Annotated in this window: 10 protein-coding genes; 8 read left to right on the forward strand and 2 right to left on the reverse strand. The window is 65.0% G+C overall.

Translation table 11 applies throughout. The features are described 5' to 3' along the window. The first annotated feature begins 14 nt into the window (after positions 1-14). From odhB to ABLE71_RS08935, 7 genes are all read left to right on the forward strand, one after another. Positions 15-1,322 carry a 2-oxoglutarate dehydrogenase complex dihydrolipoyllysine-residue succinyltransferase gene (gene odhB, locus ABLE71_RS08905; protein WP_348782979.1) on the forward strand — a complete coding sequence of 436 codons (1,308 nt, stop codon included), beginning with the start codon at positions 15-17 and terminating at the stop codon, positions 1,320-1,322. A gap of 112 nt (positions 1,323-1,434) precedes the next feature. Next, positions 1,435-1,839 carry an MAPEG family protein gene (locus ABLE71_RS08910; RefSeq protein WP_348782980.1) on the forward strand — a complete coding sequence of 135 codons (405 nt, stop codon included), beginning with the start codon at positions 1,435-1,437 and terminating at the stop codon, positions 1,837-1,839. A gap of 16 nt (positions 1,840-1,855) precedes the next feature. After that, positions 1,856-2,611, forward strand: a complete 756-nt coding sequence (locus ABLE71_RS08915) for an SDR family oxidoreductase (RefSeq protein ID WP_348782981.1) — start codon at positions 1,856-1,858, stop codon at positions 2,609-2,611. 22 nt (positions 2,612-2,633) lie between these two features. After that, positions 2,634-4,040: a dihydrolipoyl dehydrogenase gene (gene lpdA, locus ABLE71_RS08920; RefSeq protein WP_348782982.1), complete on the forward strand. Its 1,407-nt coding sequence runs from the start codon at positions 2,634-2,636 to the stop codon at positions 4,038-4,040. Positions 4,041-4,349: 309 nt separating this feature from the next. Then, a complete protein-coding gene (locus ABLE71_RS08925) occupies positions 4,350-5,483 on the forward strand; it encodes an efflux RND transporter periplasmic adaptor subunit (protein ID WP_348782983.1) in 1,134 nt (377 codons plus the stop codon). A gap of 21 nt (positions 5,484-5,504) precedes the next feature. Next, the gene (locus ABLE71_RS08930) at positions 5,505-8,675 is read left to right on the forward strand and encodes an efflux RND transporter permease subunit (RefSeq protein ID WP_348782984.1); all 3,171 of its coding nucleotides are present in this window, start codon (positions 5,505-5,507) and stop codon (positions 8,673-8,675) included. Between the two features lie 105 nt (positions 8,676-8,780). Then, complete coding sequence (locus tag ABLE71_RS08935) at positions 8,781-8,939, forward strand: DUF3309 family protein (protein WP_348782985.1); 159 nt, start codon at positions 8,781-8,783, stop codon at positions 8,937-8,939. A 10-nt stretch (positions 8,940-8,949) separates the two neighbouring features. On the opposite strand, the gene ABLE71_RS08940 is transcribed toward ABLE71_RS08935, so the two are convergent. Next, positions 8,950-10,137, reverse strand: coding sequence for an MFS transporter (locus ABLE71_RS08940; RefSeq protein ID WP_348782986.1), 1,188 nt, complete (start codon positions 10,135-10,137; stop codon positions 8,950-8,952). A 172-nt stretch (positions 10,138-10,309) separates the two neighbouring features. Here ABLE71_RS08940 and ABLE71_RS08945 point away from each other — a divergent pair, with 172 nt between their 5' ends. After that, a complete protein-coding gene (locus ABLE71_RS08945) occupies positions 10,310-12,271 on the forward strand; it encodes a DNA/RNA non-specific endonuclease (protein ID WP_348782987.1) in 1,962 nt (653 codons plus the stop codon). Between the two features lie 40 nt (positions 12,272-12,311). Here ABLE71_RS08945 and pyc read toward each other — a convergent pair whose 3' ends face one another. Next, positions 12,312-15,770 carry a pyruvate carboxylase gene (pyc, locus tag ABLE71_RS08950; protein ID WP_348782988.1) on the reverse strand — a complete coding sequence of 1,153 codons (3,459 nt, stop codon included), beginning with the start codon at positions 15,768-15,770 and terminating at the stop codon, positions 12,312-12,314. Between the last annotated feature and the right edge of the window lie 183 nt (positions 15,771-15,953).

A 15,953-nucleotide genomic window follows, 5' to 3' on the forward strand; every position in this document is an offset into this window, starting at 1 on the left:
CAGGACCAGAAACGATGGCTACCGAAATCCGCGTTCCCACCCTCGGCGAATCCGTCACCGAGGCCACCGTCGGCAAGTGGTTCAAGAAGGTGGGCGACGCCATTGCCGCCGACGAGCCCATCGTGGAGCTGGAAACCGACAAGGTGACCGTCGAGGTGCCGGCGCCTTCGGCCGGCACGCTGAGCGAGATAACCGTCGCGGAGGGCGACACGGTCGGGCTCGGCGCGCTGCTCGGCCAGATTTCCGCGGGCGCGGCCGCATCGGCAAAACCGGCTGCCAAGGCCGACGTAAAAACCGAGGCCAAGCCGGCGACCGTTGCGCAGGCCGCGGGGGCGTCTGGCGCCGACACCATGAAGGAGGCGGCCAAGAAGACGGCGGCCGTTGCCGGCGACGCCGGCGCGGTGGAAGAACGCAAGGCGCCGCCGGCGCCCGCCGCCGCCAAGCTGCTCGCGGAAGCCAACCTGTCGGTCGATCAGGTGACGGGATCGGGCAGGCGCGGGCAGGTTCTGAAGGGCGACGTGCTCGACGCCGTCGCCAAGGGCGCCCCGTCCCAGCCGGTCGAGACGCCGCGCGTGGCGGAGGTCGCCAAGGCGGCGCCTGCGCTATCTTCGAGCGACGACGCTTCGCGCGAGGAGCGCGTGAAGATGACGCGGCTGCGCCAGACCATCGCGCGCCGGCTCAAGGAAGCGCAGTCCACCGCGGCGATGCTGACGACCTTCAACGAGGTCGACATGTCGGCTGTCATGGCGATGCGGACCAAATACAAGGATGTCTTCGAGAAGAAGCACGGCGTGAAGCTCGGCTTCATGGGCTTCTTCACCAAGGCGGTGACGCATGCGCTGAAGGAAATCCCTTCGGTCAATGCCGAGATCGACGGCACCGACATCGTCTACAAGAACTATGCCCATATCGGCGTCGCCGTCGGCACCGACAAGGGCCTGGTCGTGCCTGTCGTGCGCGACGCCGACCAGATGTCCATCGCCGGGATCGAGAAGGAGATCGGCAGGCTCGGGCTCGCGGCGCGCGACGGCAAGCTGTCGGTCGCCGATATGCAGGGCGGCACGTTCACGATTTCGAACGGCGGCGTCTACGGCTCCCTGATGTCGACGCCGATCCTCAATGCGCCGCAGTCCGGCATTCTCGGCATGCACAAGATCCAGGACCGGCCGGTCGTGGTCGGCGGCCAGATCGTCATCCGCCCGATGATGTATCTGGCGCTCTCTTACGACCACCGCATCGTCGACGGCAAGGAAGCGGTGACCTTCCTGGTCCGCGTCAAGGAGAGCCTGGAGGATCCGGAACGTCTGGTGCTCGATCTCTGAGTAGAATTGCTTCACTGCGTTCGCGGCCTTTCGAGATAGGCAGCTTTGAAACGACATTCGCCTGCAACTGTCTCTAAAGCGAAGCGCCGCTTCGCGTGAGGAAGGTGATGACATGGAAGCCGCTGCCGCATCGACTGAAATCTGGATTCTCGGCTGGAGCGCCGTGCTGCTGCTCGTGCAGGTGGTCGCCCAGGCTACCGCCGCCTCGGACCTCGGGCCGACCTATCTTTTCAGCCCGCGCGACGAGCCGCGCGAGTCCAAAAGCGTCGTCGCCCGCCGGCTCTACCGGGCGCTGAAGAACCTGCTCGAAACCTACCCGGCCTTCATCGCGATCGTCGTCGCGCTTGTCGTCACCGGCAAGACAGGAGGCCTGGCCGCCACCGGTGCGTGGCTGTGGCTGGCTGCCCGCGTGGTCTATGTGTTGATTTACGCGGCAGGTATTCCCGTGGTGCGCACGCTGGTCTGGCTGGCGTCGATCGTCGGCCTTGTGCTGATGCTGATCGGGTTGATGACCTGACGGGGCACCGGTCGAGATGAGCGGGGCACGAAAAATTCTGCTCGTCACCGGCGGCGGCCGTGGCATCGGCGCGGCGACGTGCCGGCTAGGCGCCGCCGCGGGCTACCGCGTGGCGGTCAACTACGTATCCAACCACGCCGCGGCCGGAACGCTCGTCGAATCGATCCGGCAGGCGGGAGGAGAGGCCATCGCGGTGAAGGCCGACATGGCCAGCGAGTCGGACATCCTGACCATGTTCGAAACGGTCGACCGCGCCTTCGGGCGGCTCGATGCGCTGGTCAACAATGCCGGCGTCATCGACGTGCTTTCGCGCGTCGAAGAGATGAGCGCCGCCCGCATCGATCGGATGATGCGCGTCAATGTGACCGGCCCGATGCTTTGCGCCCGCGAGGCGGTGAAGCGCATGTCGACGAGACACGGTGGCAAGGGCGGCGCGATCGTCAATGTGTCGTCGATGGTTGCGGTGCTCGGCGCGGCCAACCAGTATGTCGACTACGCGGCGTCCAAGGGCGCGATCGATACGTTCACCATAGGCTTGGCGCGCGAAGTGGTCGCCGAAGGCATCCGCGTCAATGCGGTTCGGCCCGGCTTCGTCGATACCGACATCCACGCAAGCTCGGGCGACTCCGATCGGTTGAGATCGGTTCTGGACATTTTGCCGATGAAAAGGCCTGCGACTGCCGAAGAAGTTGCGCGCTCGATTGTCTTTCTTCTGTCGGAGGATTCATCCTATACGACAGGCGCAATCCTGAATGTAAGCGGCGGCCGCTAGGCCGGATACGAGGAACAACAGCATGGCTTATGATGTCGTCGTCATCGGAACCGGTCCGGGCGGATATGTCTGCGCCATCAAGGCCGCGCAGCTCGGCCTGAAGACGGCGGTCGTGGAGAAGAACGCGACGCTCGGCGGCACCTGCGTCAACATCGGCTGCATCCCGTCCAAGGCGCTGCTTTACGCATCCGAGATGTTTGCCGAAGCGCAGCATTCCTTCCCGGCGCTCGGGGTCGAGGTCGGCAAGCCGAAGCTCAACCTGAAGCAGATGCTGGCGCACAAGGACGTGACGGTCGAGCAGAACGTCAAGGGCCTCGATTTCCTGATGAAGAAGAACAAGATCGACGTCCATCGCGGCGCCGGCAGGATCATTGCAGCCGGAAAGATCTTGGTGACGGGCGAGGACGGCAAGACGGAAGAAATCGAGACGAAGAATATCGTCATCGCCACCGGCTCGGATGTTGCCGGCATTCCGGGCGTCGATGTTGTGTTCGACGAGAAGGTGGTCGTGTCGTCGACCGGCGCGCTCTCCTTCGACAAGGTGCCGGCGAGCCTCGTGGTGGTCGGCGGCGGCGTCATCGGCCTGGAGCTCGGCTCGGTCTGGGCGCGGCTTGGCGCCAAGGTCACCGTGGTCGAGTTCCTCGACACCATCCTCGGCGGCATGGACGGCGAGGTCGCCAAACAGTTCCAGCGCATGCTCGCCAAGCAGGGTTTCGACTTCAGGCTCGGCTGCAAGGTCACCGGCGTGAAGAAGGCGAAGAAGGGCGCGTCCGTCACCTTCGAGCCGGTAAAGGGCGGTGCGGCGGAGACGGTCGAGGCGGACGCCGTGCTGATCGCGACCGGCCGCAAGCCTTATACCGAGGGGCTCGGTCTTGCCGAGGCCGGCGTCGGGCTTGACGAGCGCGGGCGTGTGAAAACCGACGGCCATTTCCAGACGAACGTGCCGGGCATCTATGCGATCGGCGACGTGATCGCCGGGCCGATGCTCGCCCACAAGGCGGAGGACGAGGGCGTCGCGGTGGCCGAGATCATCGCCGGCCAGGCCGGCCACGTGAACTACGATGTCATCCCGAGCGTCGTCTACACCAGCCCGGAGATCGCCTCGGTCGGCAAGACCGAGGAGGAACTGAAGAAGGCCGGGATCGAATACAAGGCCGGGAAATTCCCCTTTTCCGCCAATGGCCGTGCGCGCGCCATGCTGCACACCGAGGGCTTCGTGAAGATCCTCGCCGACAAGGCGACCGACCGGGTGCTCGGCGCCCATATCGTCGGTTTCGGCGCCGGCGAGATGATCCATGAAGCCGCCGTGCTGATGGAGTTCGGCGGCTCGTCGGAGGATCTTGCGCGCACCTGCCACGCCCATCCGACCATGTCAGAATCGGTCAAGGAAGCGGCGCTCGCCACTTTCTTCAAGTCGATCCACATCTGAACGGGTCTTCCCGCCTTTGCGGGAATTGAAAGCTCCTGCAACGTAAGGTAGAGGTAGTGTGGCGATCCACCGGGATACGCAAGCTGCCGCACCTGCGGCAGGAGGCGTGTCAGGAGGTGATCGTCCCATCAGCTTTTCTGACTATATTGCGGTGCAAACTTGATGTAAGAGTCGCCGCCCTCTCTGCATGTACCCGGCGGAGCGGAATCGAATCGTTTGAACTCGGTGCGGCGCGGACCCATATCGAACATCATCGTCCGGGCTCGACCTTGCCTTGGGCGAGACCTGCGCAAGCGGATTAAGTTGGCAATGGCTAAGTACAGGTTTCACAAGCTGGCCGCGCTGGCGGTGCTCGTCGGCGTCGGCGCCTGGGTCGCGACCGGCGAATTCTCATCCGTGGGGAGCGCCCAGAACGAAGCGGCGGAGACGCCGTCCGTACCGGCCGAGCAGCCCGAGGCCGCGCTGAGGACGGTTGCCGTTGTCACGCCGCCGCGCATCATGCATGCGCGCGCGATACACGTTTCGGGCCATACCGAGGCGGAGAAGCGCGTGACGCTGGCCACCCGCGTCATGGGCGTCATCGAGAGCCTGCCGGTGAAGCAGGGCCAGCGCGTCGAGCGCGGCGATCTGGTGATGCGCCTCGACGCCGAGGACAAGGAAGCGGCGATCCGGATGGCCGAGAGCGTGGTGACGCAGCGGCAGGCCGAGGCCGACGCCGCTGAACGGCTGGTGGCCGGGGGCAACGCGCCGAAGCTTCAGGCCGACCAGGCCCGCGCGGCGCTCGCCACCGCCAGGTCGCAACTGGAGAATGCCAAGGCCGAGCTTGCCCAGTACGAGATATACGCGCCCTATAACGGCCTCATCGACCGGGTTCCCGTCCAGCGCGGCAGCACCATCCTGGCGGGCGCCGAGGTGGCGACGCTGATCAATCTGGACCCGCTGCTGGCCCTCGGCGAGGTGAGCGAACGCGACCTGCGCTATCTGGAACTGGGCGACACCGCCGACATCCGGCTGGTCGACGGAAAGGTCGTGAGGGGCACGCTGCGCTACATCAGCAGGGATGCTTCCTCGGCCACCCGAACCTTCCGCATCGAAGTCGCGATCCCCAACGAGAACAAGGAACTGCCGGCCGGCATGACCGCCGAGATCACGCTGCTTACCGAGCAGACCGACTCGGTCATGCTGCCGCGTTCGGTGGTGACGCTGGGCGCCAATGGAGATCTCGGCATCCGCGCGGTCGACAAGGACAACAAGGTCGTGTTCTTCCCGATAGACCTCGTCGACGACACGCCCAAGGGCCTGGTGCTGGCCGGAATTCCCGCAGACGCGCGCGTCATCGTCGCCGGGCAGGATCTGGTGACCGAGGGCAATGAGGTCAAGCCGGTCGAGGCCGACGCCGCCATGATCAAGAAATTGATCGGCGAAGCCACCGACGGAACCTGAGCCGGAAACGACGGAACATCCATGGATATCGTCAAGCTAGCGATCCGCAACGCACGTCTGACGCTTTCGGTCCTGCTGTTCCTGGTGATCGCGGGGGCGCTCGCCTATCAGTCGGTGCCCAAGGAAGCGGAACCCGACGTCGCCATCCCCATCATGTATGTGAGCCTTGTCTATCAGGGCATCTCGCCGGAGGACGCCGAGCGGTTGCTGCTGCGCCCGGTCGAGTCGCAGTTGAAGAGCCTCAAGGGGCTCAAGGAAATGAAGTCCAACGCCTTCCAGGGCGGCGCCAACGTGGTCGTGGAGTTCGATCCGTCGGTCGACCTCGGCGACGCGCTGATCGATACCCGCAACAAGGTGCAGGACGCCAAGCGCGACCTTCCGGACGGCGTCGAGGAGCCGACGGTCAACGAGGTCAATCTTTCCGAATTCCCTGTCGTCTTCGTGACGCTTTCGGGCGATATCCCCGAACGCGCGCTGACCGCGGCCGCCAAGACCCTGCGCGACCGTATCGAGGAGGTGCCGGGTGTCCTGGAGGGCGAAATCCAGGGCTCGCGCGACGAACTGGTCGAGGCGATCATCGATCCGGTGAAGCTCTCCTCCTACGGCCTGCAGCTCGACCAGCTGATTCAGGGCATCGGCGCTTCGAACAGCCTGGTCGCCGCCGGCGCGATCGAGGGCTCGGAGGGCAAGTACGCCGTCAAGGTGCCTGCGTTGATCGAAACGCCGGAGGATGTCGCCAACCTGCCGATCGTCGTCGGCGAGAATGCCGTGGTGCGGGTTCGCGACCTTGCCACGGTGCGTTCGACCTTCAAGGATGCCGAGACGATAGCCCGCATCGACGGCGAGAGCGCCATCACCATCGCCGTCAAGAAGCGCATCGGCGCCAATGTCGTCGAGACGATCGAGGGCGCCAAGGCGGTCGCCGAGCAATTCGTTTCACAGAACAAGCAGGTCCTCCCCGACCTGAAGGTCACGTACACCCAGGACAAGTCGGTGTTCGTCAACCAGCTGCTCAACGACCTGCAGAATCATGTGATCATCGCCGTCGTCCTGGTGTTCATCGTCATCCTGTACGCGCTGTCGGGCCGCGCCTCGATGCTGATCGGGCTGGCGATCCCGTCATCCTTCCTGATGGGCATCCTGTTGCTCGCGCTCATGGGCTACACGATCAACATGATCGTGCTGTTCTCGTTGATCCTGGCAGTCGGCATGCTGGTCGACGACGCCATCATTGTCACCGAATTCGCCGAACGCCGCATGTCCGAAGGCATGCCCAAGGAGCAGGCTTTCGAGCTGGCCGCCAAGCGCATGGCCGGCCCGGTGATCGCCGCCACGCTGACGCGCATCGCCGCCTTCTCCCCGTTGCTGTTCTGGCCGGGCATCGTCGGCGATTTCATGAAATACCTGCCGATCACGCTGATCGTGACGCTTGCCGCGTCCATGGCCTATGCGCTGATCTTCGCGCCGTCGATCGGCGCGCTCATAGGCAAGGCGCCGCTGCACGACGAGCACGACAACCGCGACGGCGTCTACATGGCCGTCGTCAAGAAGGCCGTGCATTATCCGATCACCGCCGTCGTGCTGACGATGTTTTTGCTCGGCGGCGGTATGTTCGCCTATGTGAAATTCGGTAACGGCGTCGAGTTCTTTCCCACGGTCGAGCCGGACTATGGCCTGCTTTACGTCCATGCTCGCGGCAATCTTTCGCTGGACGAGATGGACGCGGCGACGCGCATCGCTGAGCAGAGAATGCTTGGCTGGCCGGGCATCAAGTCGGTCCTGACCAAGGTCGGCAAGTCGCGCGGCGGAGAAGACATCCCCGAGGACGTGGTCGGCGTCATCAACTACGAGTTCATCGACTGGCGCGAGCGTAAGTCGGCGCACCACATCCTCGACGAATTGCGCGTGGCGATGGCCGGCATTCCCGGCGTCGATGTCGAGGTGCGCGTCCCCGACGCCGGCCCGCCGACCGGCAAGGCGATCCAGGTGCAGCTGTCGGCGACCGATCCGACCGGGCTGAACGATTATGCCAGGGAAGTCGCCGCTGCGGTCGCCAAGGTCCCCGGGGTCATCGACCTGTCCGACGGACTGCCGCCGCCCGGCGTTGACTGGGCGCTTGAGGTCGACCGTTCCAAAGCGGCGCAATATGGCGTCTCGCCGACCTCGGTCGGCACCGTCGTGCAGCTTGTCACCACCGGCCTGAAGCTCACCGACTACCGCCCGGCCGGTACGGACGACGCGGTCGATATCCGTTTGCGCCTGCCCGAGGACCGCCGCACGCTCTCGGCGCTCGACGATCTGCGCATCGAGACCGCTCAGGGCTCGGTGCCGATCTCGAACTTCGTCTCGCGCAAGCCGGAAAAGACCACGGGCGTGCTCAACCGCATCGACGCCAAGCGCACCATCACCATCCAGGCCAACGTTGCGTCCGGTTTCCAGGTCGCGGAGGTTCAGGCCGCGGTGAGCAAGGTCGTCGGCGACATGGCGAAGCCCGGCGTCGACTGGAAGCTGGCCGGCTCCAACGAGGACAGCGCCGAGGCCGGCGCCTTCCTGATAAACGCATTCGGCGCGGCGATCTTCCTGATCTTCGTCGTGCTCCTGGCGCAGTTCAACAAGTTCACCAGTGTGCTGCTCGTACTGACCTGCGTGGTCATGGCGGTGGTCGGCGCACTACTCGGCATACTGCTGACCGGGCAGACCTTCGTCATCGTCATGTCCGGCATCGGCTTCATCGCGCTAGCCGGCGTGGTGGTGAACAACAACATCGTTCTGATCGACACCTACGACCGCCTGCGCGAAGAGGGCTGGGACAAGGAGGAGGCGGTGCTGCAGACCTGCCGCGAGCGTGCCCGCCCCGTCGTCCTTACTGCGCTATCGGCCATCCTCGGCGTGCTGCCGATCGCCTTCGGCCTCGGTCTCGAGATCTTCCACCACGAGATGACGATCAATGCGCCATCGACGCAATGGTGGATCGCGCTTTCCTCGGCGATCGTGTTCGGCCTGGCGTTTGCCACCGTGCTGACGCTGGTCGTCACGCCATCGATGCTGATGATCTTCACGCGCAGCAAGAACAGCCGCTTCTACGCATTTTTCCGGCGCCTGTTCCGCCGCGACGGCAAGCCGGCTGGCGCTGTCGCCGAAGGCAAGCCGTCCGGTGCGGCCGCGATCGCCTATCCCAAGGCTGCCGAGTAGCAGCCCCGGTATAGGCGTTGCCACCTTACCGTCTCAGGCTTGGGAACAAGCCTAAGCCTTCGCGCATTGTGGTGTCATTGCAACACCACCAAGCGAGGGACTGAAATGACTTTGACGACCATCCTGATCATCGTCCTCATCCTGATCCTGCTCGGCGCGATCCCCGCATGGCCGCATTCGAGGTCCTGGGGTTACGGGCCGTCCGGCATTGCCGGCGTCATCCTGGTCATCCTGCTGATCCTGGTGCTGCTGGGCCGCATCTGACCGATGCCGGTCACTGGTCCCGAGGGCCTGCGGTAAAATCGGCGGCGCGCGTGAGCCCTGACAGCAGGAAGATCAGGCCAAGAAGTCCGGCTATCGCAATGAAGATCGGCGCAAAGCCGGTCTTCTCGCCGACAAAACCTATGACCGACGGCGCGGCCAATATGCCGGAATAGCCCATCGTGGTGACGACGCTGACCCCGGCGCCGGCGTGCACGCCCGGCTGGTTGCCCGCCGCCGAGAAGAGGATAGGCACCATGTTGGCGATGCCGAGGCCACAGACGGCGAACGCCCCGATCGCCAGCCACGGCCAGGGCGCGATGGCGGCCGACAGGCCGGCGACGAGCATGCCCGCCGCCGAGACGATGCACGACATGCGGAAGGTCGCGACGGCGCCCAACCGGTTGCGGACGCCGTCGCCAACGAACCGCATCAGCGCCATCGCGCCGGCGAAGGCGCCGAAGGCGAAGCCCGCCGTCGCGATGTCGCTGCCGAGTTCCTGGCGGAGATAGAGCGCGCCCCAGTCGAGCACGGCACCCTCGGAATTCATGCATAGAAGAGCCATGATGCCGATCACGTAGACGGTCGGATTTCGCGGCAGCGAGAACGTCCTGTGCTCCTGCGCCACCGGTAGGTCGGCGACGAGATGGCGCAGCGCCGCCGCCGCGATCGCGATCGCCACGATCGAGACGATGGCCGCGTGCGCGACATGGCCGTAGTTCTGGATGACGATGCCGCCCGCGCCGCCGCCGACGAAGCCGCCGAGACTCCAGAAGCCGTGCGATGACGACATGATGGCGCGGCCGAGCTTGCGCTCGGCCGTCACTGCATTGGCGTTCATGGAGACGTCGCAAGCGCCGATGGCGCCGCCGAACAGGTACATAGCGACCGCCGCGGTTGCGACGGTGGGCGCCAGCGCGACGAGCAGCAGCCCGAAGCAGCAGGAGATGGCGAAGAGCGTCGTTACCCTCTTCGAGCCATGTTTCGGGATCAGGTGGCCGGCCCAGACCATGGCGCTGACCGCGCCGGCCCCGAACAGCAGGATCAACAGGCCGAGTGTGGATTCCGTGATGTCGAGCCTGGTCAGGAAGACCGGGATCTGCGGCGCCCAGCTGCCGGTGACGAAGCCGTTGACGAAGAAGATCGCGGCGACCGCCCAGCGGCCGCGTAGGGCCACGGCGAGAGGATTGTCGGCATCCATTGGGCGGCTCCGTTCGCGACTCGCATGGCAGGCTTCACAGGGCTTTGCGTCAATCGCCTCGACGCCGCAAGTGTTGAGCCAGCTTGACTGTGACGCGCCGTTGCGGGACGCTGTACCTCAACGGCAAGTTGAACACGCGTCGCATGCACCAAGGTTCCTCGGAGCTGTTGCCATGTCCACCGACCGATCCCTCTATCCCGACCTCGTGCTTTCCTTCGACCGCAATCTCGAACGGGCGTTGAACCGGGAAAAGCCGGCGAAGGGCAAACGCCGACAGCCGCCCGCGCGGCCGATTCCCGTTGTGCGCAAGTCGCTGATGGAACCGCTTTCCAAGGACCCGCGCGGCTGGGAGCGCCTTGTCGGCGAGAGCAATCTGGTCTCGATCAATTTTCTCGACCGTGGCCGCCGGGCGGCCGACGCGGTCTGCATGATCCGCGTGCCGGCGCCCGAGATCAGCTGGCGCGGCACCGGGTTCCTGGTGGCGCAGCGGCTCCTGATGACCAATCACCATGTGCTGGGGACGCTCGCGGAGGCATCGCAGGCGGAAGCGGAATTCGGCTACGAGATCGATGTGGACGGCGTCGCGAGACACCCCGTCAAGTTCAACCTCGCACCGCACGAGATATTTTTCACCGATCCGGAACTGGACGTCACCCTCGTTTCCGTCAACCGCTATTCCGACGCGGACGTTCCGCTCGACCGCTACGGGCGGCTGCCGCTCATTCCGCTGTCGGGCAAGGCCATGGATGGCGAAGATGTTTCCATCATCCAGCATCCGCGCGGCGAGACCAAGCAGATCGCCATCCGCGCCAGCCAGGTCATCGATCTGCGTTGCAGGGAACAGCCGGGCATCGACGACGACTACCTCGAAAAGTTCATTCACTATTCGACGGACACGCAGCCAGGCTCCTCCGGCGCTCCGGTCTTCAGCGACAACTGGCAGGTGATCGCCATCCACCACAAGGCGATCCCCGACTGGTCGAAGATGCCGAAAGGTTTCAAGGCTCAAGATCCGCGCACCGGTGTCGGCGAAGGCGACATCGAGTGGCTCGCCAATGAGGGCGTGCGCGTCAGCGCCATCTACCGGAAGCTCGAGCGCTCGCGCTTTTCCGACGCGAACGCCGCCGCTGCTCTGGCTCGGCTGGAAGAGGCGATCGGCCTGCAGCCGTTGATCCGGCCGCAATTCAGCCGTACCTCGGCCGCCGAGTTCGAGGCCGACCGCAAGCCACTGAAGCAGGTCGTCTGGGACAAGCTCGCCGGCAAGCTGGGCTACCGGGCCGACTTTCTCGCGGGCCGTGCCCTGTCGCTCGAGGATATTCTCGCGGGCAGCGAGGACAAGGTGGCTCCGCTCAAGGACGGGTCCCTCTTGCTTCATTACCTGCATTTCTCGACGGCCATCGACCGGGAGCGCAAGTTTCCCTTGCTGACCGCGGTCAACATCCGCGGCGACAGCCTGTTTCACCCGGGCGACAGGGGTCCATGGCGCCGCGATATCCGCATCGACGACGAGTTCCAGCCGAACGAGGAGTTCTACGGGCGTGACAAGGGTACCGTGCCGGTCGATTTCGATCGCGGCCATCTGGTGCGGCGCTTCGATCCCTGTTGGGGCGAGGACAGGGACGAGGCGATCATCGCCAACGACCACACGTTCCACTACACCAACACCGCGCCGCAGGTTAACGGCTACAACGCCAACGACTGGGGCAACCTGGAAGACTATGTGCTGAGCCAGACACAGATCAAGGAAAAGCGGGTAACAGTCTTTACCGGTCCGATCTTCCGCTCCGACGACCCGCTGTTCACGGTCCGCAAGACCGAAGCAACGTACCGGATCCCGATCTCGTTCTGGAAAATCGCGGTGATCGAGCGGTCGCCCACGGAGATCGCCGCGGTCGGGTTCATGAACGGCCAGCTCAAATACGTTTCGGCGCTCTACGAGGCTCAGGTCTTCGGCGGGCTCAGGCCCTATACGCTGGAAGAGCTGAAGGAGCAGAACATCCAGGTTCCCATCGCGACCATCGAGGAGGAAACCGGGCTCAATTTCGCCGCCCTGCGCGACGCCGACACGCTCGGCGCGCTCGAGGCGACGAAGCGCGTGCGCTTCATCCGCAAGGCGTCCGACATTCTGTTCTGAGCTGCCGGAGCGATACCCCGCCAGGGAAGCCCCGCGCGACTTACACGAACACCACCAGCAGGTCCTTGGCGTCGATCTGATCGCCGGCCTTGACCAGTACCTCGGCGACCGTGCCGTCGCGCTCGGCGTGGAGCGCGGTCTCCATCTTCATAGCCTCGATGGAGAGAAGTACGTCGCCCGCCTTGACCGCCTGGCCGGCCGCAACGCCAAGCGTCGAGACGACTCCCGGCATCGGCGCGCCGACATGCAGTTCGTTGCCGGCCTCGGCCTTGCGGCGCACCGCGCCCGACGACGCGCCATGGGCGCGATCCGGCACCTTGACGCGGCGCGGCTGGCCGTTGAGCTCGAAGAACACGGTGACCATGCCCTTCTCGTCGGTGTCGCCGATGGCAAGGCAGCGCACCACCAGCGTCTTGCCCTTCTCGATGTCGACGAAGATCTCGTCCTCGCCCTTCATGCCGTAGAAATAGGTCGGCGTCGGCAGCACGCTGACCGGCCCGTAGATGTCGGCCGCGGCGGCGAAGTCGGAGAACACCTTCGGATACATCAGCCAGGACGCGAACTCGTATTCCGAGAGCGGCCGGCCGAGTTTCTCCTCGATCTCCTTGCGGTTCGCCTTGAGGTCGGCGGGCTTCAGCAGCGAGCCGGGCCTGACCGTGATCGGCTTCTCGCCCTTCAGCGCCTTCTTCTGCAGGCTCGAAGGCCAGCCGCCGGGCGACTGGCCGAGGTCGCCGCGCAGCATCGACACGACCGAGTCCGGGAAGGCGATGTCCTTGGCCGGGTTCTCGACGTCGGCGACGGTCAGATCCTGGCTCACCATCATCAGCGCCATGTCGCCGACGACCTTGGAGGACGGCGTGACCTTGACGATGTCGCCGAACATCAGGTTGACGTCGTGATAGGCCTGCGCCACCTCGTGCCAGCGCGTCTCAAGCCCGAGCGAGCGCGCCTGTTCCTTGAGGTTGGTGAACTGACCGCCCGGCATCTCGTGCAGATAGACTTCCGAGGCCGGCCCCTTGAGGTCGCTTTCGAAGGCCGCGTACTGGTTGCGCACCGCCTCCCAGTAGAACGAGATCTTGCGGATCGAACCCGGATCGAGCCCGGGGTCGCGTTCGCTTCCCTTCAGCGCTTCGGCGAGGGATCCCAGGCACGGCTGCGAGGTGTTGCCGGAAAAACTGTCCATCGCCGCGTCGATCGCGTCGACACCGCTTTCGACCGCCGCGAGCACCGTCGCCGCAGACAGGCCGGAGGTGTCGTGCGTGTGGAAATGGATGGGAAGGTCGGTTTCCTCGCGCAGCGCCTTGAACAGGACGCGCGCGGCCGTCGGCTTCAGCAGCCCCGCCATGTCCTTGACGGCGATGATGTGCGCGCCGGCCTTCTCCAGGTCCTTGGCGAGGCCGACGTAATATTTGAGATCGTATTTCGAACGGTCCGGGTCGAGCAGGTCGCCTGTGTAGCACATGGCCGCTTCGCAGAGCTTGCCCTCGGCGACCACGGCGTCCATGGCGACCCGCATGTTCTCGACCCAGTTCAGGCAGTCGAAGACGCGGAACAGGTCGATGCCGCCCGCTGCCGCCTGCTTCACGAAGTGCTGGACGACATTGTCGGGATAGTTGGTGTAGCCGACGCCGTTGGCGCCTCTCAGCAGCATCTGCAGCAGGAGGTTGGGCGCGGCCTCGCGCACCAGCGACAGCCGCTCCCACGGATCCTCGGTCAGGAAGCGCATGGCGACGTCGAAGGTCGCGCCGCCCCAGCATTCGAGCGAGAGCAATTGAGGCAGCGCGCGTGCATAGACCCCGGCGATCCTGGCGATGTCGTAGGTGCGCATCCGGGTGGCGAGCAGCGACTGGTGGCCGTCGCGCATCGTCGTATCGGTGACGAGCACCTGTTTTTCCGCGCGCATCCAGGCGGCGAATTTTTCGGGGCCGAGCTCATCGAAGCGCTGCTTGGAACCCGCGGGAACCGCGCCGTTGAGATAGGGAACGACCGGCTCGGCCGCGTCGGGAGCGGGCGCCGGCCGGCCGCGCGTTTCGGGATGGCCGTTCACGCTGACGTCGGCGAGATAGTTGAGCAGCTTGGTGGCGCGGTCCTGTCGCTTGACCTGCGCGAACAGCTCAGGGGTCGTGTCTATGAAGCGCGTCGTGTAGCTGTTGTCGCGAAACGACGGGTGGTTGATGATCGCCTCGAGGAAGGTGAGGTTGGTCGCCACGCCGCGGATGCGGAACTCGCGCAGCGCGCGGTTCATGCGCGCGATCGCCTCCTGCGGCGTCGGCGCCCAGGCGGTGATCTTTTCGAGCAGCGGATCGTAGAAGCGCGTGATCACCGCGCCCGAATAGGCGGTGCCGCCGTCAAGCCTGATGCCGAAGCCGGTCGCGCCGCGATAGGCGGTGATGCGGCCGTAATCCGGGATGAAATTCTGCTCGGGGTCTTCCGTCGTGATGCGGCACTGCAGCGCGTGGCCGTTGAGGCGGATGTCCTTCTGGGCGGGCACGCCGGATTCGGGCGTGCCGATGGCGAAGCCGTCGAGGATGTGGATCTGCGCCTTGACGATGTCGATGCCGGTCACCTGCTCGGTCACGGTGTGCTCGACCTGGATGCGCGGATTGACCTCGATGAAGTAGAACTTGCCGGTGTCGGCGTCCTGCAGGAACTCGACCGTGCCGGCGCCGATGTAACTTGTGTCCTTGGCGAGCTTCAGCGCATAGCCGCACAACTCGTCGCGCAACTCCTGGCTGAGGTAGGGGGCGGGCGCCCGCTCGACGACCTTCTGGTTGCGGCGCTGTATCGAGCAGTCGCGCTCGAAGAGATGCACCGCGTTGCCGTGGGTGTCGCCGAGGATCTGCACCTCGACGTGGCGCGCCCGCTCGATCAGCTTTTCGAGATAGACCTCGTCCTTGCCGAAGGCGGCCTTGGCCTCGCGCTTGCCCTCGGTCACCTCGCGCACCAGGTCGGCCTCGCTGCGGATGGATCTCATGCCGCGCCCGCCGCCGCCCCACGAGGCCTTCAGCATCACCGGATAGCCGACCTCGGCGGCCAGTTTTTTCACCGCATCCATGTCGTCTGGAAGCGGGTCGGTCGCGGGGATAACCGGCACGCCGACACGAATGGCGAGGTTTCGCGCCGCGACCTTGTTGCCCAGGCTGCGCATCGTCTCCGGCTTCGGGCCGATGAAGGTGATGCCGGCGGCAGCGCATGCCTCGGCGAATTCGGGGCTCTCGGACAAAAGGCCGTAGCCCGGATGGATGGCGTCGGCGCCGGACAGCTTCGCGACGCGGATCACCTCCTCGATCGACAGGTAGCTCTCGATCGGACCCATGTCCTTGTCGAGATGCGGCCCGCGCCCGACCTGGTAGCTCTCGTCCGCCTTGAAGCGGTGCAGCGAATATTTGTCTTCCTCGGCCCAGATGGCGACCGTCTTCAGCCCCAACTCATTGGCGGCGCGAAAGACCCGGATGGCGATTTCGGAGCGGTTGGCGACGAGGATCTTGGAGATAGGCACGAACACGCTCCGGACAGGCGGCGCCTACAGTGGGCACCCAAACAGCAGCTCATGATTAACGGGAAAATGCTGCAGTGCAAACAAAAAAGGCAGCGCGCTTCAATCGATTAAAACGAGGGCACTCCCGGAGCCCGCAGGTGGAAGCCGGTTTCGGATGATCCGAAGCTCGACCCAAAAAAAATG

This window comes from Mesorhizobium sp. KR9-304, from assembly GCF_040049215.1.
Taxonomy (GTDB): Bacteria; Pseudomonadota; Alphaproteobacteria; order Rhizobiales; family Rhizobiaceae; genus Mesorhizobium_K.